This is a genomic window from Streptomyces sp. NPDC060000, from assembly GCF_042737375.1.
In the GTDB taxonomy this organism is placed as follows: domain Bacteria; phylum Actinomycetota; class Actinomycetes; order Streptomycetales; family Streptomycetaceae; genus Streptomyces.
In genome coordinates, this window is sequence record NZ_JBHWUU010000066.1 from 24,821 (window position 1) to 45,269 (window position 20,449).

Annotated in this window: 16 protein-coding genes and 2 pseudogenes; 11 read left to right on the forward strand and 7 right to left on the reverse strand. The window is 71.6% G+C overall.

Annotated elements, in window-relative coordinates; all coding sequences use genetic code 11:
• Positions 1-451: 451 nt before the first annotated feature.
• The gene (locus tag ACFWBB_RS30020; protein WP_385278557.1) at positions 452-1,168 is read left to right on the forward strand and encodes a LuxR C-terminal-related transcriptional regulator; all 717 of its coding nucleotides are present in this window, start codon (positions 452-454) and stop codon (positions 1,166-1,168) included.
• A gap of 615 nt (positions 1,169-1,783) precedes the next feature.
• Here ACFWBB_RS30020 and ACFWBB_RS30025 read toward each other — a convergent pair.
• The 3 genes and pseudogenes from ACFWBB_RS30025 to ACFWBB_RS30035 form a co-directional block, all read right to left on the reverse strand.
• A complete protein-coding gene (locus ACFWBB_RS30025) occupies positions 1,784-2,938 on the reverse strand; it encodes an MFS transporter (RefSeq protein ID WP_385278559.1) in 1,155 nt (384 codons plus the stop codon).
• 586 nt (positions 2,939-3,524) lie between these two features.
• Positions 3,525-3,969: pseudogene (locus ACFWBB_RS30030) on the reverse strand (cell division protein FtsK); the annotation flags it as partial.
• Complete coding sequence (locus ACFWBB_RS30035; protein WP_385278604.1) at positions 3,933-4,085, reverse strand: hypothetical protein; 153 nt, start codon at positions 4,083-4,085, stop codon at positions 3,933-3,935. The gene ACFWBB_RS30035 and the pseudogene ACFWBB_RS30030, both read right to left, overlap by 37 nt.
• Positions 4,086-4,358: 273 nt before the next feature.
• On the opposite strand from ACFWBB_RS30035, the gene ACFWBB_RS30040 reads away from it, so the two are divergent.
• A complete protein-coding gene (locus ACFWBB_RS30040) occupies positions 4,359-5,435 on the forward strand; it encodes an ATP-dependent DNA ligase (RefSeq protein WP_385278561.1) in 1,077 nt (358 codons plus the stop codon).
• A gap of 136 nt (positions 5,436-5,571) precedes the next feature.
• On the opposite strand, the gene ACFWBB_RS30045 is transcribed toward ACFWBB_RS30040, so the two are convergent.
• Positions 5,572-6,762 (reverse strand): zinc-dependent alcohol dehydrogenase, encoded by a 1,191-nt coding sequence (locus ACFWBB_RS30045; RefSeq protein WP_385278563.1) that lies wholly within the window; start codon positions 6,760-6,762, stop codon positions 5,572-5,574.
• Positions 6,763-7,129: 367 nt separating this feature from the next.
• Here ACFWBB_RS30045 and ACFWBB_RS30050 point away from each other — a divergent pair, with 367 nt between their 5' ends.
• Complete coding sequence (locus ACFWBB_RS30050) at positions 7,130-8,104, forward strand: DUF3048 domain-containing protein (RefSeq protein WP_385278565.1); 975 nt, start codon at positions 7,130-7,132, stop codon at positions 8,102-8,104.
• A gap of 125 nt (positions 8,105-8,229) precedes the next feature.
• Here ACFWBB_RS30050 and ACFWBB_RS30055 read toward each other — a convergent pair whose 3' ends face one another.
• Positions 8,230-8,721, reverse strand: a complete 492-nt coding sequence (locus tag ACFWBB_RS30055) for a MarR family winged helix-turn-helix transcriptional regulator (RefSeq protein ID WP_385278567.1) — start codon at positions 8,719-8,721, stop codon at positions 8,230-8,232.
• Between the two features lie 330 nt (positions 8,722-9,051).
• Between ACFWBB_RS30055 and ACFWBB_RS30060 the strand changes: the two are divergent.
• From ACFWBB_RS30060 to pcaD, 5 genes and pseudogenes are all read left to right on the forward strand, one after another.
• Positions 9,052-9,285, forward strand: a pseudogene (locus tag ACFWBB_RS30060) (3-oxoadipyl-CoA thiolase); the annotation flags it as partial.
• Positions 9,286-9,302: 17 nt separating this feature from the next.
• Positions 9,303-10,076, forward strand: coding sequence for a protocatechuate 3,4-dioxygenase subunit beta (gene pcaH / locus ACFWBB_RS30065; protein ID WP_385278569.1), 774 nt, complete (start codon positions 9,303-9,305; stop codon positions 10,074-10,076).
• 6 nt (positions 10,077-10,082) lie between these two features.
• A complete protein-coding gene (gene pcaG / locus ACFWBB_RS30070; RefSeq protein WP_385278571.1) occupies positions 10,083-10,688 on the forward strand; it encodes a protocatechuate 3,4-dioxygenase subunit alpha in 606 nt (201 codons plus the stop codon).
• Positions 10,685-12,016 (forward strand): 3-carboxy-cis,cis-muconate cycloisomerase, encoded by a 1,332-nt coding sequence (gene pcaB, locus ACFWBB_RS30075; protein WP_385278573.1) that lies wholly within the window; start codon positions 10,685-10,687, stop codon positions 12,014-12,016. Before pcaG ends, pcaB begins: the two co-directional genes overlap by 4 nt.
• Positions 12,013-13,137, forward strand: coding sequence for a 3-oxoadipate enol-lactonase (pcaD, locus tag ACFWBB_RS30080; protein ID WP_385278575.1), 1,125 nt, complete (start codon positions 12,013-12,015; stop codon positions 13,135-13,137). Before pcaB ends, pcaD begins: the two co-directional genes overlap by 4 nt.
• Before the next feature lie 420 nt (positions 13,138-13,557).
• On the opposite strand, the gene ACFWBB_RS30085 is transcribed toward pcaD, so the two are convergent.
• Positions 13,558-16,272, reverse strand: a complete 2,715-nt coding sequence (locus tag ACFWBB_RS30085; protein WP_385278577.1) for an ATP-binding protein — start codon at positions 16,270-16,272, stop codon at positions 13,558-13,560.
• Positions 16,273-16,558: 286 nt separating this feature from the next.
• On the opposite strand from ACFWBB_RS30085, the gene ACFWBB_RS30090 reads away from it, so the two are divergent.
• Entirely contained in the window at positions 16,559-17,617 is a 1,059-nt protein-coding gene (locus tag ACFWBB_RS30090; protein WP_385278578.1) for a DUF2510 domain-containing protein, read from the forward strand.
• Positions 17,618-17,787: 170 nt separating this feature from the next.
• Here ACFWBB_RS30090 and ACFWBB_RS30095 read toward each other — a convergent pair whose 3' ends face one another.
• Positions 17,788-18,402 (reverse strand): TetR/AcrR family transcriptional regulator C-terminal ligand-binding domain-containing protein, encoded by a 615-nt coding sequence (locus ACFWBB_RS30095; protein WP_385278579.1) that lies wholly within the window; start codon positions 18,400-18,402, stop codon positions 17,788-17,790.
• Positions 18,403-18,625: 223 nt separating this feature from the next.
• On the opposite strand from ACFWBB_RS30095, the gene ACFWBB_RS30100 reads away from it, so the two are divergent.
• On the forward strand, positions 18,626-19,423 hold the full coding sequence (locus tag ACFWBB_RS30100; RefSeq protein ID WP_385278581.1) for a phosphatase PAP2 family protein: 798 nt from the start codon (positions 18,626-18,628) through the stop codon (positions 19,421-19,423).
• Positions 19,420-20,367, forward strand: a complete 948-nt coding sequence (locus tag ACFWBB_RS30105; RefSeq protein WP_385278583.1) for a hypothetical protein — start codon at positions 19,420-19,422, stop codon at positions 20,365-20,367. Before ACFWBB_RS30100 ends, ACFWBB_RS30105 begins: the two co-directional genes overlap by 4 nt.
• Positions 20,368-20,449: the final 82 nt, after the last annotated feature.

Sequence of the window (20,449 nt, forward strand, 5' to 3'; positions counted from 1 at the left end):
ATTGGGCGCGAGGTAGAAGATCGGCTTGGCCCCAGCTATCTCGGTAGCTGTTCACGCACCCCATTCGAGTGAATGCGCGCCTGGCCTGCAGCAAAGCCGACGATCACAGTCGAGACAGAACAGCACATTCGCGCCTCGCCCAACTTTTCCATTCGTTTCCATCAATTCAGTACACGAATATCCCGGCGGCAATCAAGCTCTGACCTGCGGCCAATTCTTCCTGCACCACCCCCGATCAGGCCAGACGCTAAGATGGCTCCGGTTCACGCACTGCCGATCTTCACGGGGGTTCAATATGGACATAGAAGAAGAATGGGAAGGGCTCGCGGCAGGGCCAGTCACTATGAGTGATGAGGCAGGCACTGAGAGTCATGGTCGACACGCTGTTCAGCCAAACGCTCTGACGAAGCCGGGAGAGTTCGCCCGGCGAATGGCCAAACACTTGACGGACTTGAGCCGACTCGTCGATGAGCAGGCCAGCCGACTGCACGACGTGTCGCACACAGCCACCAGCAGGAACTCGGATGTCCGCGAAATTCACGGCCTATCCGCCATCGCTCAGGCCATCGATGACGCCCTGTCTGGCTCCCGGCGGGAAATTCTTACCGCGCAGCCGGACGGCCCTCGCCCGAGGGAAGTTCTTGACGACGCCCTGGAAAGCGTGCGGCGTCACTTAGCCGCCGGCGTCGTCATGCGTACTCTCTATCAACACACGACGCGTTTCGACGAGGCGACAAAAGAGTATGTCCAAAAGGCAATAAGCCTCGGAGCTTCGGTCCGGACGCTCGACGAGTTCTTCGACCGCCTGATCATCGTGGACGACGTCGCCTTCATCGCGGCGAACGCAGACCGCACCTCTGCGGTCGCGGTGAGCGAGCCGGCCGTCGTCGGCTTTCTCCGTGACATGTTCAACAGGTCGTGGGATCGAGCAAAGCCCTTCCCGTTCGTCCCGAATTATGCAGCGATGGCAGCAAAGGAAGTCGTGCCCGCAATGCGTGACTCGATCAAGCGCCTGCTGATCAACGGCTACTCGGACAAGCAGATAGCTCGGCGGCTCGGCATCAGTGAGCGGTCGTTGCAGGGTCACATCGCCACCATGAAGCGAGAGCTCGAGGCACACAACCGGATGCAGATGGGCTATCTCTGGGGCAGAGGCGAAGGCGAGTAGGGCGGTCTGAGAGGGCGAACCACGGCGGCATGTCCGATTCGCCGAGGTGTCGTCGACTGCTGATAATGCGAGGCGAAGCGTCATCTGCTCGTAGGCGGGATGCCCGGGCGGATCCGAGGTTGCGGGCGGCGTTCTCGGCGCGGCGGGTTCGGGCAGGTCGGCGAAGGTGGACCCGGCCGCGCTGACGCTGCTGGTACGGCCGTGGCCCACGGGCTCGTGTCGGCAACGAAGTGACCGTGCCATCGTTGCGCAAGGCCGCCGGCGACTTCTGGCGCCGCGCCGCTCATTCGGGTTCGAGCTGGACGAGCCGGGCAAGCTCGGCATCCGGCTTGCCGACAGCCCGGACGGGGAAGGCGCCGGGCCCCTCACGGTCGAGCATGCGCTGCGGTGGGCCACGGCGCCGGGCGCGTGGCCCTACCGGCAATGGCTGAGGCTGAGTGCCGCACGCGGATTCGCAAGCTGCTCACATGCCATCGATGCCCGGCAGGAGCTTCTGCCGGCAGGCCTGCTGCCGCACGGCTACCGGCGGGTCCCGACGTTCTGGTTCAGCGACGCCGACACAGCCAGGCCGATGTTGGCCGCGGACGCGCGACCGTCGGCGCTGCACGCAGCCATCTACTCGGCCTTGCCCGGGTCGATCCAGCGGAGCGAAGTCCCGGCGATGGCGAAGACCGCGCCGAGGGTCAACCAGCCCCATACCGGGAACTGCAGTACGCCGCTTGTCATCACCACCGGTGCAAGCGATGTCGCTGTGGATGTCCCTGATTGGAACAGGCCCTGGTAGGCGCCGGCCTGGTTGTCGGGTGCGAGGTTGTAGCTCAGCGTGGTACTCGAGGCCGCGAAGTACACCTCGGCGATCGTCATGACCAGCGTCGCGCCCAGGACCAGGACAGTCGCCGCGATCGCCGACCCGGATCGTGACGCGACGCAGACTGCGCAGCCCAGGGCCAACAGCCATCCGGCGCGCTCGCCGACCCGGATCGCGCCGGCACTGTCCTCGGTACCTCTGCTGAGGCGAACCTGGAGCAAGGCGACGAGGGCTGTGTTCATCACGAGCGCCACCGCCACGATCTCCCGCGGTGCGCTCGTGTCGCGGACCACCCACAACGGCAGGCCGACTTCGAAAATGCCGAACTGAAGCGCCAGGACAGTGCATATCGCACTGAACAGAACATAACGCCGATCTCGTAGCACGCCCGAGCGTCGGCTGTCTTGCCCGGTGGCTGCGGCGGCGGTCGCCCGGGCGATCGGAAGGCCGGCCAGCATGGCCGCTGCGACGACGAAGGTCAGACAGTCAACGACGATGACGGCAAAGTAGGCGGTAGCCGTGTTCACGGCGAGCGCAAGGCCGCCGACGCCCGCGCCGAGCCCGACCCCGACATTCGCCAGTGCTCGAAGCTTCGCCCGCGCCTTGACCACACCGTCCCGTGGCAGCGCTGTCGCCAGCAGTGCCCGGTACGCGACCACTGACCCGCGATCCACCGCGGTGATCGGGCAGATCAGCATGAGGAACAGCCAGAACGAATGAACTTGCGTATAACCCAAGATCCCCACGGCCTCCGCGGACCAGAGGATCATCAGCACACGGCGGGCACCCCAGCGGTCGCAAGCCCGGCCGAAGGGCACGGACGCGAGGATGCCGCATACGCCGCCGGCAGCCAGGCCTGTGCCGAACTGGCCCGCCGTCATGTCCCCGACGTGCGTGAAGAACAGCGCACTGTTCACCCGGAACAGACCGTTGCCGAATGTGTTGATCAGTGTCAGAGGCACGAGCAGCCTGGCCGCACGGTTCGCGGGCGCCCCGGAGGCTTCGGCCCGGGGCGCCCGCGTCTTGGGTAGCACAGGCATGAGGGAGCGGATTCCCACAGAGTTTCCTCGAATTCTAGCTCTGAGCTCGGCTATGGTTCACGTGACGAGAAATCAGACCTCAGCGCAATGAGGATTACCGCTGGCGAACCCCGCAGCGATCAAGCTCCGACCTGGGCCGGTCCGCTCGTTCGAGGTACGTGAACAGCTACCCCGCCGCCTCGAACCTCCAAGAGGACCTCCGGCCCCAGGGCCAATCCTTCCTCCACCGCCCCTAAGCAGGCCAGGCCCCAAGAGGGCTCCGGTTCCTGCACTGCCAATGTTCGCGGGGTCTGGAGAGGTCATTTTCATCTTGAATGCGGCGCTTTGAGTCGGACTCCATGGGCGCGTTGTCTGCAGGAGCTTCGGTCGTTCTTCTTCTCTGGCGTGGATCGGACCACCGGTGCAACTCACCGCTCCCCAGGGCCGTCCCTACTTCTCGGCCGCCGAAGTCCTGACCTTGCTGGGCAAGGTGTGCAAGAGCGAGCGGGGCAGCTTCTCGAGGATCGGCGGGTCGTAGTTCGTCGGGTACGTTCTCGCCCTTCCACTCGCCGTGGACGTCGGGACGCAGCTCGGCGAGGCGGGAGGCGATCCGCTCGCACCACACGGCCTTCTCGTCGGCACCCACGGACTTCAGGACGTCGGCCAGGACGTCGAGGCCGGCCGTCTCGGCGGGGCCCTCGCCGATGGCGTGGCCGGTGACGTTGCCGTACTCCTCCCGCATCTTCCGGGCCCGGGACACGATCCGTTCGGCGCCGGGGCACGTCGACGGACGCGCAGGACACGATGCGCGGGTCGTCGCCCTCGCCGGACATCCAGCAGATCCCACGGTCGGAGCGGCTGAACATGGTGGCCTTGATGCCGGACCTGTAGGCGCCCGTACCGAGGACCATGTCGTTGGCCTGATGGTTCATCACCTTCAGGCAGAACCGCGGGACCGCGTTCGCGGAGATCCCGGGCGCAGGGACAGGACGCTCTCGCTGTCGAGGAGCTGCTGGGCGACGCGGATGGCGACTTCGAGGTCTGACGGTTCGGAGACGATGGCGGCCAGGCTGACGCAGGGCTTGTTCACCGGTGGAACTCCGTCCGGCGGATGCTGCCGATGACGCGGGTCCCGGTGGCGTCGAAGGTGAGGGTGCGGCCGGTGGCCCGGCGGATGAATCCGGCGGCATTGGACGCCGCCCGGGGGGCGGCCCGCTCGGTGCGGGCCGCCTCGACGGTGGGCTCGGTCTCACACTCGTCTCACAGTCCGGCCCCGAAACAGCGGGAAACCGCAGGAGCGCCGGACTACGGCGGCCGAATCGCATAGCGAGCGGACACCATGGACGACTCGTAGAGTCGGAGCATGGATCTGCCGGTGATGCCGCCCGTGAAGCCGATGCTCGCCAAGTCGGTGGCGGCGATTCCGTCCGGCATGCAGTACGAGGCGAAGTGGGACGGCTTCCGGGCGATCGCGTTCCGCGACGGGGCCGAGATCGAGCTGGGCAGCCGCACCGGAAAGCCCTTGACCAGGTATTTTCCCGAGCTGGTGGAAGCGTTGCGGGAGCGGGTGCCGCAGCGGTGTGTGCTGGACGGGGAGATCGTGATCGCCCGGGAGGGGCGGCTCGACTTCGACGCCCTCACGGAGCGCATCCACCCGGCGGACTCCCGGGTGCGCACGCTCGCCGAGCGGACCCCGGCGTCGTTCGTCGCCTTCGACCTGCTGGCGCTCGCCGACCGGCCGCTCCTCGACGTGCCGCTCAGCGACAGGCGTGAGCTGTTGACCGGCGCCCTCGCCGGGGTGACGGCACCCGTGCACGTGGCACCGGCGACGACCGACATCGAGGTGGCGCGGCAGTGGTTCGAGGAGTACGAGGGCGCGGGCCTGGACGGCGTGATCGCCAAGCCGCTCAGCCTGCGCTACCTCCAGAACGAACGCGCCATGTTCAAGATCAAGCATGAGCGCACCGCGGACGTCGTCGTCGCCGGATACCGCCTGCACAAGAACGGGCCTGTGGTGGGTTCGCTGCTGCTGGGCATCCATGACGACCGGGGCGTCCTCCAGCACGTCGGCGTGTCCGCCGCGTTCCCCATGAAGCGCCGCGCGGAACTGATCGGGGAGCTGGAGCCGCTGCGCATGCGGGACGCGTCCGGTCATCCGTGGGCGGCCTGGTCGGACGAGGCCGCCCACGAGTCGGCACGGCTGCCCGGGGCGCCGAGCCGCTGGTCGGGCAAGAAGGACCTGTCCTGGGTGCCGTTGCGGCCCGAGCGGGTGGCCGAGGTGGCGTACGACCACCTGGAGAACGGGGCACGGTTCCGGCACACCGCTCGCTTCCGCCGCTGGCGCCCCGACCGCACCGCGGACAGCTGCACGTACGCACAGCTGGAGGAACCGGTGCGCTACGACCTCGGCGAGATCCTCGGGCCGCCGCCCCGGGCGTGAACCCTCACCGGTGCCGAGCGTCCCGCCGGAGCCACCACCCGTGTCGTGCGTCCCGCCGGAGCCACCACCGGTTCCGTGCGGTCGGCCGGAGCCACCACCACCCGTGTCGTGCGTCCCGCCGGAGCCACGACCGGTTTCACGGCGTCATCAGGATCTTCACCGCGCCGTCCCGCTTGTGCTGGAACGTCTCGTAGGCCTGCGGGGCCTCCGTCAGCGGGACACGGTGGGTGGCGAAGTCGTCGACGCCGAGCCGGTCCTCGTCGGTGAGGTACGGCAGGATGTCGTCGACCCAGCGGCGCACATTGGCCTGGCCCATGCGGATCTGGAGCTGTTTGTCGAACATGGTGAGCATGGGCAGCGGGTCGGCCATGCCGCCGTAGACGCCGACCAGGGACAGCGTGCCGCCTCGTCGCACCAGTTCGATGGCGGTGTGCAGGGCGGCGAGCCGGTCGACACTGAAGCGTTCCGCGAGCGGGCCGCTCAGTGCGCGCGGCAGCATCGCGGAGGCGTTCTGGACCATACGGGCGACCGCGCTGCCGTGCGCCTCGGTGCCGACCGCGTCGATCACGGCGTCGGGGCCGCGACCGTCGGTCTCGTCACGGATCGCGGCGACGAGCTCCTTCTCGCTGTCGAAGCTGCGCAGGTCGTACGTCTCCACGCCCCTCGCACGGGCCCGGCGCAGCCGGTCACCGACCAGGTCCACACCGAAGACCCGGCCCGCGCCGCGCACCTGGGCGACGCGGCAGGCCATGTCGCCGATGGGGCCGAGGCCGAGCACGGCGACGCTGCCGCCCTCGGGGATGTCGGCGTAGGCGACGGCCTGCCAGGCGGTGGGGAGCACGTCGGAGAGATAGACGTAGCGGTCGTCGGGCGGTCCCTCGGGCACCTTGATGGGCCCGAACTGGGCCTGCGGGACCCGCAGATACTCGGCCTGGGCTCCGGGCACCGCCCCGTACAGGCGGGTGTAGCCGAACAGGGCGGCGCCCATCCCCTCGCCGGTGACCTGGGTGGTCTCGCACTGGGTGGGCAACGCGTTCAGGCACATCCAGCAGTTGCCGCAGGCGATCTGGAAGGGCACCACGACCCGGTCGCCGGCCTTGAGGTCGGGTACCGCGGCGCCGACCTGCTCGACGATGCCCATCGGCTCGTGGCCGAGGATGTCGCCCGGGGTCATGAACGGGGTGAGCACCTCGTACAGGTGCAGGTCGGAGCCGCACAGGCCGCTGGACGTGATGCGGATGACGGCATCCGTCGGTTCCTGGATCTTCGGGTCCGGAACGGTTTCCACCCGTACGTCCCGCTTGCCCTGCCAGGTAACTGCCTTCATCGTGCCGCGCTCCCTCCGCCGGCCCGTACGTCCCGGCGGGTCCGGATCACCGGGCCTGGCTGCGGCCCGGGTACCCGGGCCGCCCGACCCCGAACCGCGACGACCACGGCCCGCTGCCTGCCCACTCGCCGCCCGCACCTGCTCCCTGCTGCCTGCTGCCTGCTGCCTGCTGCCTGCTGCCTGCTGCAACCCTCCCCCGCTCTCGTGCTACGTCCACGTCCGTCCACGTCCATGTTGGCGCCCGCGCCCGCGCTCACCGGCACGCATAGCCACTTTCGAACGGCCGAGCGCACAATCGAGACACGGAACGGGGGTGACCACGATGGGCACGAGGCGTTCGAGACGTCCGGCGCGCGCGGTGAACGCCGTGCGCGCCACACACTCCGCGGTGGTCGCGGCGCTGCTGGCCACCACACTCGCGATATCCCTCGCGGCGGGCTGCACGACGAGCCGCGAGCCCTCGCCGGACGACGGCCGCAGTCCGTCGGTGAAGCCGAGCCCGAGCGGCACCGGCCCCACCGCGGTCGCCGGTTCCGTGCTCGCCGTGAAGATCGACAACGCGCCCGACGCCCGGCCGCAGACCGGCCTCGACTCCGCGGACATCGTGTACGCCGAGCAGGTCGAGGGCGGGCTGAGCCGGCTGATGGCCGTCTACGCGACCAAGCTGCCGAAGGCCGTCGGCCCCGTGCGCAGCGCCCGCGAGTCCGATCTGGAGCTGCTGCGCCAGTTCCACGAGCCGGTGCTGGCGTTCTCCGGCGCGCAGGGCAAGCTGCTGCCACTGATCGACCGGGCGCCGCTGGATGCCGTCACTCCTGAGGAGTCGTCCGGCGCCTACTACCGCGGCTCCGACCGGGCCGCACCGCACAACCTCTTCCTGCGCCCGAGCCGCCTGCTGCCCTCCGCGCCGGGCGCAGCCGCGCTCACCACCGGGTTCCGCTACGGCGCCGCGCCTTCCGGCGGTACGGCGGAGCCCTCGCTGACCGTGCGCTACCCGGCGGCCCGTTTCACCTTCACGTGGTCCGCCGGCCTGGCGCGCTGGCTGGTCTCGACGGACGGCGCGCCCACCGTGACGGCCGACGGGCAGCGGGTGGCCCCGGCCACGGTGGTCGTGCAGTACGTGAGGGTGCGCGCGTCGGGCTTCCACGACTTCCTCGGCAACAACACGCCGTACACCGAGACGGTGGGCACGGGGAAGGCGCGGGTGCTGCGTGACGGGCGGGCGTACGACGTGAACTGGAAGCGGCCGACGGCCGCGGACGGCACGGAGTTCTCGGCCGGCGACGGCAGTCCGGCCGTCTTCGCCCAGGGCCAGGTGTGGGTGGTGTTCGCACAGACGCCGTGACCGGCGCGCCCGTCCGGACAAGGGCCCGGACGAGGGCCCGGACAGGGACCTCGACGGGAGACACCCGGCCTGAACGGGGCACCTGGCCAGGACGGGAACACCCGGTCAGGACGGAAGACCCGCGGTCAGGACGGGGCGACCAGGGCCTGCCCCGGATTGCGCGGCCCCAGGGTTTCCCCCGGATTGCGCAGCCCCTCGGCCGCGTCCGAGACCCGCTGGATGAGCTCGAGGAACAGGGTCTGTTCCGCGGCCGAGAGCGGGGACAGGAAGACCTGGTTCATCCGGGCCGTGCGCACGGTCAGCCTGCGGTGGGTGCGCTGTCCTTCGTCGGTGAGTCCCAGCAGGAAGCGGCGCCCGTCCTGCGGGTCGCGGACCTTGTCGAGGAGGTCCCGGCGGGTGAGCCTGCCGATCACCTCGGCGATGGTGGAGCGGTCGAGGCCCACCCGCTCCCCCACCGTGCGCTGATCGAGGCCCGGCTCGGCGACGAGCGCGTTGAGGACCGCGAACTGCGGCGAGGTGATCTCCTCGGAGACCATCGTGTTCCACAGCAGGTAGTGCGCCTGCTGGAGCCGCCGGGCCAGGTGCCCGGGGTGGCTGGTGAGGTCCACCGCGGCCATGTGCGCTCCTCAGCGTGGGATGCAACGTGAGATTCAACCCGAGATTTCATTGGTGCACTGAACGATAGCGCGTGCGGCCGACCGAGTCTCGCGCCCGAGTGACCCTGCACAGACCTCTCGCCTGGGGCCTTGACTGCTCCACCCCTCGATGGCAGCGTGTGAGGGGCCTCGAAGAATTAGTCAGTGCCCTGATTAATTGACGCCGAGGGGCACTGACGGGATGGGGCTTCACGGATGGACGAGGTGGTCGCCACGGCCCTGGAGGCGGTGGCCGAGGTGCCGGACTGCGCGTCCCCGGCGGTGGGTGGATCCGGGCGGAACGGCGTGCCGAACGAGGCCTTCGCGGCCCGGGCGCCCGGTCGGGTGGCCGGGTGGCCCGAGTCCGACCCGACGGTCCTCCACCCGCAGGGCGGCGGCGTCGCCCTCCGTCGTCCGCTCGGCGCCTATGGTGCCCGGCTCGCCGGCACGGTCGCCCACCAGCTCTCCCGACGGGGCGGCGGCGTCAGGGGCGCCACCCTCTGCATCGGCGTGGGCCAGGGCCTCGCCCCCGTCCTCGAACGTTAGGAATTCCGGGAACTCCCATGACTCTCACGCAAGCCGACATCGACCAGGAGATCGCGGCCGAGCACGCCGCCTACGAGAAGCGGATCGCCGACGGCGCGCCCGTCGAGCACCAGCCGCGCCGCGACTACGCGCCGTACCGCTCGTCGGTGCTGCGCCACCCGCGGCAGCCGCCGGTCACCATCGACGTGACCAAGGACCCGGAGCTGGTGGAGCTGGTCTCCCCCGCCTTCGGCGAACGGGACATCACCGAGATCGACAACGACCTCACCCGGCAGCACCACGGTGAGCCGATCGGGGAGCGGATCACGGTCTCCGGCCGGCTGCTGGACCGTGACGGGCGGCCGATCCGCGGTCAGCTGGTCGAGATCTGGCAGGCCAACTCGGCGGGCCGCTACGCCCACCAGCGCGAACAGCACGACGCTCCGCTGGACCCGAACTTCACGGGCGTCGGCCGCACCCTGACGGACGACAGCGGTTCCTACCACTTCACCACCGTCCAGCCGGGCCCCTATCCGTGGCGTCAGCACCTGAACGCCTGGCGACCGGCCCACATCCACTTCTCGCTGTTCGGGACGGCGTTCACCCAGCGGCTGGTGACGCAGATGTACTTCCCGAGCGACCCGCTGTTCCCGTACGACCCGATCATCCAGTCGGTGACGGACGACGCGGCCCGGCAGCGACTGGTCGCCACGTACGACCACAGCCTGTCGGTGCCCGAGTTCTCCATGGGCTACCACTGGGACATCGTGCTCGACGGGCCGCGCGCCACCTGGCTCGAAGAAGGACGCTGACCTGCCATGACGAAGATCGACACAAGCCGTCCGGACAGCGTGCTGCCCACTCCGTCGCACACGGTCGGCCCGTTCTACGGACACGCCCTGCCGTTCCCCGGCGGCGGTGACATCGCCCCGCTCGGCCACCCGGACACGATCGCGCTCCAGGGCCATGTGTACGACGGGGAGGGCAACCCGCTGCCGGACGCGTTCCTGGAGCTGTGGGGTCCGGACCCCGCGGGCAATGTGCCGCGGGTCGACGGCTCGATGCGGCGCGACGCGTCGAGCGGTGGCTTCCTCGGCCGCAACGGCGTGGAGTTCACCGGCTGGGGCCGCGTTCAGACGGATGCCAACGGACACTGGTCGGCGCGGACGCTGCGGCCGGGCAAGCGCGGGCACAGCGCCCCGTACCTGAGCGTCTGTGTGTTCGCCCGCGGGCTGCTGGTGCACCTGTTCACCCGGATCTACCTGCCGGACGACGAGGCCGCGCTGACCACCGACCCGCTGCTGACACGGGTGGGCCCGGCGCGCCGCGAGACGCTCGTCGCCACGCGCGGCGAACTGGGGACCTACCGTTTCGACATCCGCCTTCAGGGCGAAGGCGAAACGGTCTTCCTGGAGTTCCAGTGACACCTGCCCTCGACGACGCCGGTCTGCTCGCCCCCGGGTGGACCGGCTCCGCCGCCGCGTCCGCGACCGGCGACAACGCCTACCTGCGGGCGCTGCTCGACGCCGAGGCCGCACTGACCCGCGCCCAGGAGTCGCTGGGGCTGGCCCCGCGGGGAGCCGGAGCGGCGGTCACCTCGGCGGCCGACGACGGCGACTTCGACCCGCGCTCCCTCGCCGAGCGGGCCCGTGGCGGCGGGAACCCGGTGATCCCGCTGGTCACCGACCTGACGAAGGCGGTCGGCGAGGAGTACGGCTCGTACGTCCACCGGGGCGCGACCAGCCAGGACATCATGGACACGGCGACGATGCTGGTCGCGGTACGCAGCCTCGGCATCCTCCTGGCCGACCTCGACCGGGTCCAGCGGGCGCTGGCCCGACTGGCCGCCGAACACCGCGACACGCCGATGCCGGGCCGGACGCTCACCCAGCACGCCGTGCCGACGACCTTCGGTCTGAAGGCGGCCGGCTGGCGGTCGCTGGTGCTGGACGCGCGGGACCGGACGACGGCGGTGCGCGACTCACTGCCCGCCCAACTCGGCGGCGCCGCCGGGACGCTGGCGGCCTTCACCGCGTACGGCGCCACCGACGCGACCGCGCTGCCCACCGCGTTCGCCCGTGAACTCGGGCTCCGGGTACCCCTGTTGCCGTGGCACACGCTGCGCACGCCGATCGCCGACCTGGCCGGCTGTCTGGCCATCGCGGCGGGCGCGCTGGGCAAGGTCGCGACGGATGTACTGACCCTCGCCCGCACCGAGATCGCCGAGGTGACGGAAGGCAGCGGCGGCGGCTCCTCGGCCATGCCGCACAAGGCCAACCCGGTGCGGTCCACGCTGATCGCGGCCGCGGCCCGGCGCGCCCCGCAGCTCGCGGCCACGCTCTACGGGTCGCTGGTGGCGGAGGACGAGCGGCCGGCCGGGGCCTGGCACGCCGAGTGGGAGCCGCTCAGGGAGTTGCTGCGACTGGTCGGCGGGGCCGCCCGGGACGCGGCCGAGCTGACCGAGGGGCTGCGGGTGAACGCGGACGCGATGCGTACGCACCTCGATGTCACCCACGGGCTGATCGTCTCCGAGCGGCTGTCCGCCGAACTGTCGGCCGCGCTCGGCCGCGCCCGCGCCAGGGAACTGCTCACCGAGCTGGCCCGGCGCGCTTACGCCGAGGACCGTCCGCTGGGCGAACTCCTCTCCGGTGAGCCCGACTTGAAGGATGTCGACCTCGACGACCTCACCGACCCCGCCCGTTACACCGGCTCCGCCGGGAGCCTCACCGACCGTGCGCTGGAGCGACGTTGACCGAGAAGCTGCTCAACCACCTTATCGAGGGGCCGGCTTCCGCTCCCCCGCTGCTGCTCGGGCCCTCGCTCGGCACCTCGTACGCCCTGTGGGACAAGGTCGCCCCGGAGCTCTCCGCCACCCACCGGGTGGTCCGCTGGGACCTGCCCGGGCACGGGGGTTCGGCGGCCGACCTCATCGGTCCCGGAGCCACCGTGGGTGACCTCGCCGCCCTGGTGCTGGCGCTGGCCGACTCGCTCGGCCTGGCGCGGTTCGCGTACGCGGGCGTGTCCCTGGGCGGCGCGGTGGGTCTGCATCTGGCGCTGCACCACCCGGAGCGGGTGTCGTCACTGGCGGTGATCTGCTCGTCGGCCCACTTCAACGGGTCCGGGCCGTGGGAGGAGCGGGCCGCGCTGGTGCGCCGCGAGGGACTCGCGGAACTCGCCGGGAACGCGAACGCCCGCTGGTTCACGCCCGGGTTCACCGTGCCGGAGCTGGTCGCCGACCATCGCGCCGTCGACCCGGAGGCCTACGCGGCGTGCTGTGACGCGCTGGGCGCGTTCGATCTGCGCGAGCGGTTGCCGGAGATCGCCGTACGGACCCTGCTGATCGCGGGGCGCCAGGATCCGGCGACGCCGCCGGCGCATCTGCGGGAGATCGCGGACGCGGTGCCGGGCGCCGCGCTGGTCGAGCTCCCCGGCGCCTCGCACCTCGCACCCGCCCAGTGCCCCGAGGCCGTGCTGACCGTGCTGCGCACCCATCTCGACGGCGCGGCGAAGCGGGGCATGGAGGTGCGGCGCGAGGTGCTCGGGGACGCGCACGTGGACCGGGCGCAAGCCCGGCAGAACGCATTCACCGCGCGCTACCAGGACTTCATCTCGCGCTACGCCTGGGGTGAGATCTGGACCGATCCCACGCTCAGCCGCCGCGAGCGCAGCATGATCACGCTGACCGCGCTGGTGGCACACGGCCACTACGACGAGCTGGCCATGCATGTGCGGGCGGCCCGGCGCAACGGACTCACGCCCGAGGAGATCGGCGCCGTCCTGCTCCAGACGGCCGTCTACTGCGGGGTTCCGGCGGCGAACTCGGCGTTCGCGACGGCCCAGCGGGTGCTGGCGGAGGAGGACGGGACCGACTAGGTCCAGACCTCGATAGGGCGCCGCCCCTCCGGCGGGCAGGACTCGCGGCGTCCGGTGCCCGCGAGCGCAAGCGGCGGGGCGCCTTCGTACCGGGTGTACGTGGCGATCCCGGCTACGCGGCTGGGGGCACCCCTCCGGCGAAGTGCCTGCCGGGCATCGCGAGCCGGGCGGGACTGCGCGGGCACGGCCTGGGTTGTGCCGCGAGGTGGCACCGTCCGCCCGGCGGGCGCCAGGTGTGCCAGCACGGGTGACCGGCGCCGGGGGACCGGCACAGGTGACCGGCGCCGGGGGTACCGGCGCAGGTGACCGGCGCGGGGTGTTCCGGGAACCGGGTGCGGCCCGGCACGCCTGAAGGCGCATGTTCTTCGCCGTTCTTGGACACGCGCCGCCGGTGGCACCTCCACCGGCGGCGTCCCGGGGCTATCTCCGTGTCTGTCCCGGTACGAGGCCCACCTGGGGCGCGCCCAGGCCTCGCAGGGCTTGCTGCGCCTGGTCCACCAGACCGTCCGCTCCGCAGGAGCGCGCCAGTGACAGGCCCCGGCCCAGCTCGGACACGGAGCGGGAGAGGATGCCGTACTCGACGCGGGCGGCCGCGTGTTCGTACTGGCAGGGCGAGGACTCCAGATAGGTGACCGCCTGCTGGGCCAGCCGGACCGCGCGCTGGCCGGTCTCCAGGGCGGCTGCGCAGCGCAGGGCCTCGCCGATCGCGGTGTCGGTGCCGAAGCGTTCGGCCTGCCGACGGGCCTCGGAGACCAGCCGGTTCGCACGGGCCGGATCCTCGGTGGCCAGGGCCCGGGCGAGATCGACGGCCCAGGGGACCATCACCGGGTTAAGGTGACCGCGTGCGGCGGCCGCCTTCTCGGCCGCCTCCAGCTCGTTGATTCCGTCCTTGACGCGGCCGACGGCCAGCAGCAGCCGGCCGCGCACCGATCGGGGGTCGGGCAGCACGATCGTCGACGGGTAGGGCGGCGCGAATCCGTACTGTTCGGCGGTCTCCCAGGCCTCGGCGACATGGCCGCGGACCAGCAGCGTGTCGATGAGGTTGCAGGTCGCCGACCAGTACAGGGGCAGGCCGCGGCCGACGCGTTCGGCGACGCGCAGCGACTGCCTGAGGGACTCCTCCGCCTCCTTCAGACGGCCCCGCCTTCGCAGTCCCAGGCCCAGGTAGGCGTGGGCCAGGGCGAGGTGGCCGCCGCTCCAGCCGGCGGACACATAGGCGCGCAGAGCCTCGTTGAAGAGGGCGTCGGCGCGGTCGAGCCGGTCGGTGTAGGCGTAGGAGCTGGCCAGCATCATCAGCAGCTCGATGCCCCACTCCTGGTCGGTCCAGCCGAGCCCGGGAGCCAGTCCGCCGTTGACGAGGGCGCGGTCGCAGAACTCGACGACCTCCTCGGCGTTCTCGCCATGGGTCATGGCGTCGAAGCCGCGCAGGATGAGCAGGGCGCGCTCGGCGTTGTCCCGGCCGGTGCAGGTGGCGGCGAGCGCGGCGAGCTTCTCGGAGCGGCGCGGTGAGATCGCCTCTCCGGCGTGCACGCCCTCCCACATGTACTGCACCGCCTGCAGCCGCAGCCGCGCGGGCCCCGGGGCGTGCCGGGCGGCCTCCGCCTCGACCGTGCGGACGGCCTCCTCCAACTGGTCGTTGTGCAGGAGTGCCTGCGAGAGTCGGTAGACGGCGTGGACGCGCTCGGCGCCGTCGAGGCCCGGCATGCCGAGGGCGGTGCGCAGGTGGTCGATGGTCCTGGCGGGCGCGGTGAGGAGGGTGGCGCAGCCCAGTTCGTAGAGCACCTGCGCATGGACGTCGGGGGCGGGAGGTTCGCGCAGGGCGCGTTCCAGACAGCGGCGGGCCGCGTCCGGGGCGCCGACGGCGAGGTGTTCCCGGGCGGCCTCGCGCAACTGCTCGACGAGTTCCTCGTCGCCCTCCGCATGGACCTGGAGCAGGTGCCGGGAGGCGGCCGCGAGGCCCTTGCCCTCGTCGGTGACGACCTGGGCGGCGATGCCGTGCATCGCGGTGCGCAGGCCGCCGGGGATGGAGTCGTAGACGGCGGAGGCGATCAGTGGGTGGACGAACTCCAGATCGCCGTCGCCCGCGGGGACTGCGCCGGGGACGGGTTCGGTGAGGATGCGGGCGGCACGCAGCAGCTCGGCGCAGCGCACCGCTTCGTCCCGGCCGAGTCCGGCGAGCCGGGCCGCCTGGGTGACGGAGATGTCGGCGCCGAGGATCGCGGCGGCCATGGCGAACTTGGTGGCGTCGACGCCCAGTTTCTCCAGACGGTCGACGAGACCGCCGCCGCGGGCCGCGCGGTTCAGGTCGCGCAGTTCACCGGCCGAGGACTCGCTCGCTTCCAGTTCGCTGTCGCGGACCTTGGCGAGGAGTTCGACGGTCTCGTAGGGATTGCCGTCGGTGACGGCCCACACCTCGCGGCAGAACGCCGCGTCGGCGTGCGGTCCGAGGGTGGCGCGGGTGAGGCCGGCCACCGCGGCCGGGGTCAGGGCGCTGAGGCTGGTGACGGCGCGGCCCGCGGCCTGGCCGATGGCGTCGAGGTGGCGGGCGGCGTCGCCCTTGACCTCGCCGGGCCTGCGGGCCACGACGACCAGGACCGAGAGTTCGTCGAGGCGTTCGACGAACGCGACGAGCCAGCGCAGGGTCTCCTGGTCGACCCAGTGCGCGTCGTCGATCAGCAGCACCAGCGGGTAGTCGCGCCTGGCCAGCCGGGTCACGGCGGCGACGAGGCCGTCGCACACGCCCTGCGGGTCGGCGTGGCCCTCGCCGGGTTCCGCGATGCCGAGGGCGGGGCCGGCGATGTCGTGCCAGTCCCCGAAGTACTCGCGCGCCTCCTCCGGGTGCAGGGACAGCAGTGCGGGCTGGAGCAACTGCCGTACCACGTTGAAGGGGACGGACCTCAGTGTCTCGCCGCCGCGGGCCGACCAGACCACGCAGCCGCGGCTCTCGGCGATGCGGCGTGTCTCGGCCAACAGCGCGGTCTTGCCGAATCCCGCCTCGCCCCGGAGCACCAGCAGGTGACCCGACGAGGACCGGTCGGCGCAGAGCCTCTCCACCGCCTGCGCGATGGCGGCGACTTCCTGCTCGCGCTCCCACAGGGAAGCCGAGGCGGCCGCCGCCGGCCGGACCTCCGTCATCCCGCTACCTCCCCAAGTCGCCCGAACGACGTACCGACGTCGAGCGTAGCCCTCCGGAGGCCCGAACGGAGGGCGGTCCGGGCAGGTCCGCCTCGACGAGTGACACGGGACGGCCCGGGGCGCCCCGGCGGGCCTGCGGAAGTGGTCCCCTGACGTCAACGGCGAGTGACAAGCACCGAATTGACGTCGACTTCACGCCAGAAGGGCGACGGGGCGCGCGGAACGGATTTCATCGAAGTGCCCTCCCTCTCATCCGGCTTTCACCGACGCCTCATACGGTGGGAACATGACGCAGGTGACTCCTCCCGGGTGGTATCCCGACCCGGGGCAGACAAGTGACGGTCCCGCCACCGAACGCTGGTGGGACGGCAAGGCATGGACGGATCAGACCCGCGCCGCGGGTTCGGCCGCCGTATGGGGTCCGCCGGCGCAGACGCCGGCGGACGGGGCGCACCCGGTGTACCCGCAGCATCCGGGGTATCCGGGGTATCCCGCGGCGCCGGCGGGCACGGGCGGGCGGCGCGGGCTGCGGACGGGCACAGCCGTCGCCGCGGCCGTCGCGGTCCTCGTCGGCATCGGGGTCGGCGTGTACGCGCTGGCCGACGACAACGGCTCGGGTGGCGGCGGCACGGCCCAGGGGCCGGGCGGGCAGGGCGGACCCGGCGGCACGGGTGGCCAGGGCGGCAGCGGCGGCCAGGGCGGGCCCTTCGGTGACTCCGGCGGTTCGGGTGGCTCGGGCGGTTCCGGGGGCTCGGACGGTTCCGGGGGTTCGGGCGGGGCCTCTCCCGCGCCCGGGGAGTCCGAGGCGCCGAAGATCAAGAGCGGTTCGGTGACCGACGCGCTGAACGGCATCAGCATCCCCATCCCGGCCGGCTGGACCGGCCAGGAGCTGAGCGTGGGTGCGCAGATCACCTCCGACTCCTCCTACAAGTGCCCGGGCGACACCTCGAAGACCTGCACCAAGGGGGGCGTGTACTCGGCGCCCGTCGAGGTGCTGAAGACCAAGGGCGACACCGCCGAGGAGGTCGCGAAGGCGGACATCTCGGCCAACGCCGAGGAGTCCTACGGCGGCACGACGTACGGCGCGATCACCTCGCACCAGGTACTCGCCTCCAAGGCGGTGACGGTGGCCGGGCAGAAGGGGTACCTGGTGCGCTGGAAGGCCGTCACGAGCAAGGGCGCGGACGGCATCGTCGAATCGCTGGCGTTCCCGGCGCCCGCGGACGGCAAGCGGCTGGTGGTGCTCCGCTTCGGGCTCGACGCCGATCAGAGCGCGTCGGTCATCGACACCGTCACCCAGGGCATCAAGGTGTCGACCGGCGGCGGCAGCGGGCAGGACGTCTGACACGGCCGGCCGGGTGGGGCGCCCCTCCGCTCAAGGGGACCCCACCCGGCCGGGTGGTGCGCGCCGCCCCCGTCCCCACGGTGCGGCGCGAGACAGGTCACCGTCCAGTCATCCCGTGGACGGCGGCCTGAGTCAGGTGCTGATCTCTGTGTCGGACTCCGTGTCGATCCCTAGGTGAGACCGAGCGCCGGCAGCACGGCGGCCTCCACGAAGCGGACCAGGTACTCCTGGTCGGCGTACTCCCCGTCGACGACGGGACGGGCGCGGATCACTCCGAACATCTGCGCAGGGACGTACTCCAGCGCCGGATGGTCGCCGGCGATCTCGCCGCGTTCGACCCCGCGCCGCAGGATCTCCCGCAGCGCCTCGATCTCGGGGTGGACGATCGCCTCGCGCAGCGCCCGGGCGAGGTCCTCGTGACCGTTGACGGCGTGGCCGAGCGCCTGCAGCAGCTTGGTGTCGTTCGTGGACCAGCGACCCGTGGCCCGGGCGGCCTCCCGCAGGTCCTCGGCGAGCGAGCCGGTGTCGATGCCGGCCAGCCTGGCCTGTCGACGGGAGCGCAGGGCGGCCACCACGAACTGGGGCTTGGTCTTCCACTGCCGGTAGAGCGTGGACTTGCTGCACCGGGTGCTGGCGGCGATGCCCTCCATGGTGACGGCTTCGTACCCGCATTCACGGACCTGGTCGAGGACGGCGTCGAAGAACTCCTGCTCACGCTCGGGCGTGAGCTTGGAGCGGCTCGTGGCGGCGACCGACTCGGGCCCGTCCGCTGCCTGCGACGTCATCTGCCGACCCCTCTCCTTCTCCACCGTTTCTCCGGCTTGCCTCGAGGCCCCGGCGGGAGCCTCTGTCCAGTGTGGCGCACATCAATCGATACGTCAGTGTACCGGTACGCCTGCGTATCGGTACACTGACGTATCGGTACGACATCGTATCGATGGTGTATGCACGAGTCACGAGCACGGCAGCACCACCTCACCGCACCACCGTCAGTGAAGGGGCCGGGGGATGAATGCCCGCACCGAGCCTGCCAAAGCGGAGCCGGCCACACCGGCGCGGCCGCCCATAGTCCGCGAGTTCCTGCTTGTCGCAGGGCTCTTCCTCGTCTACAAGCTGGGTCGGCAGCTGGCTGCCGGCCACACCGGCGAGGCCTTCCGCAACGCACGGGACGTGTGGCACGTCGAACGCCTGCTGCGGCTGCCCGGAGAAGGCTCCGTGCAGTCCCTGCTGCTGCACGGCGACATCCTGGCCAAGGTCGCGAACACCTACTACGCGACCGTGCACTTCCCGGCCACCCTGGCCTTCCTGATCTGGCTCTACCTGCGGCGCCCGGCCCACTACGTGTGGGCCCGCCGGGTACTGGCCGCGGTCACCGCCGCCGCCCTGGTGCTGCACCTCGCCTTCCCGCTCGCCCCGCCACGGATGCTGGCGGCGACGGAACTGGTCGACACCGCGCGCGTGTACGGGCCGTCGGTCTACGGCCCGCCGCGGACCGACCACCTGTCGAACCAGTTCGCCGCCATGCCCTCGCTGCACTTCGGCTGGGCCCTGATGGTCGCGATCGGCCTCGTCGTCGCCACCCGGTCGCGGTGGCGGTGGGTGTGGCTGCTGCATCCGCTGCTGACCCTGCTGGTGATCGTGGGCACCGCGAACCACTACTGGCTCGACGCGATCGCGGCGGGTGCGCTGCTCGGCCTCGCGCTCACGCTGATCCACGCACCCCGGCGCACGGCCACCCCGGTGGGACCCGGTGCGCGCACTGTCGTCCCGGCCGAGAAGCCGGTTCTCGTGGGAGCGGGCCGATGAACGCCACCCTGATCGCCGTCGTCCTGTCCCTCTTCTCCGCCGTCGCCTACGCGGCCGCCGCCGTCGCCCAGGAGCGGCTCGCCTCCCGGCACCCCGGCACGGGACTGCTGCGTCTGCTCGGCAACGGTGCCTGGTGGTGCTCGGTGGGGCTGAACGCCGGAGCCGCGCTGCTGCACGTGGTCGCGCTCAAGTACGGACCGCTCACCGTGGTGCAGCCGCTCGGCGCGCTCACCCTGGTCGCGGCGGTGCCGATGGGCGCGCGGGTCGCCGGGCGCCGGGTCAGCGCCGCCGAGTGGCGGGGCACCGCCTTCACCCTGGCCGGCCTGGCCGCGATCCTGGTCACCGCGTCGGGCCCGGCTCCCGCGGACGTCCTGAGCCTGCCGGAAGCGGTCGGGGTGGCGGGAGCGACCGCGGCGCTCATCGGGCTGCTGGCCCGGCGCGGCGCCAGGCCGGGACTGCGGCACGCGACTGCGTCCGGCTTCGCCTCGGGGGTCGCCTCGGCGCTCACCCAGACCGTGACGGTGGCCGCGACGGACCGTTCGGGTCCGCTGCTCAGCGTGCAGGTGATCGGGGTGGCGCTGCTGGTCGCGGCCTTCGCGACGGCCGGGCTGCTGCTGTCGCAGACCGCCTACCGGGGTGGCCTCGGCGCACCGCTGGCGATGGTGACCCTGGCGAACCCGGTGGCCGCCGCGGCGATCGGCCTCGCGCTCCTGGGCGAACGCCTCCAGGGCGGGGCGGCGGGTGTGCTCCTCGCACTCGCGGGAGCGGGGGTCGCGGGGTGGGGTGTGGTCCTGCTGTCACGGGCCACGCCGGAACCCGGTGCCGTCCCGGACGAGGATCACCCCGTGGCGGCGGTGCTGGCCCTGCGGCCGGAGACCGCGTCGGCCGAACCGGCGCTGCTGCCGCGGCCGACGACCGGCCCGGAGCACCTCACCCCGCTGTAGCGCACGCGCGCAGACGTGACGCTCCCTCGAGCAGTACCGGGGGGCGTCACATCTGCGCGGAGGGCCTCAGCCCAGGCCGCGT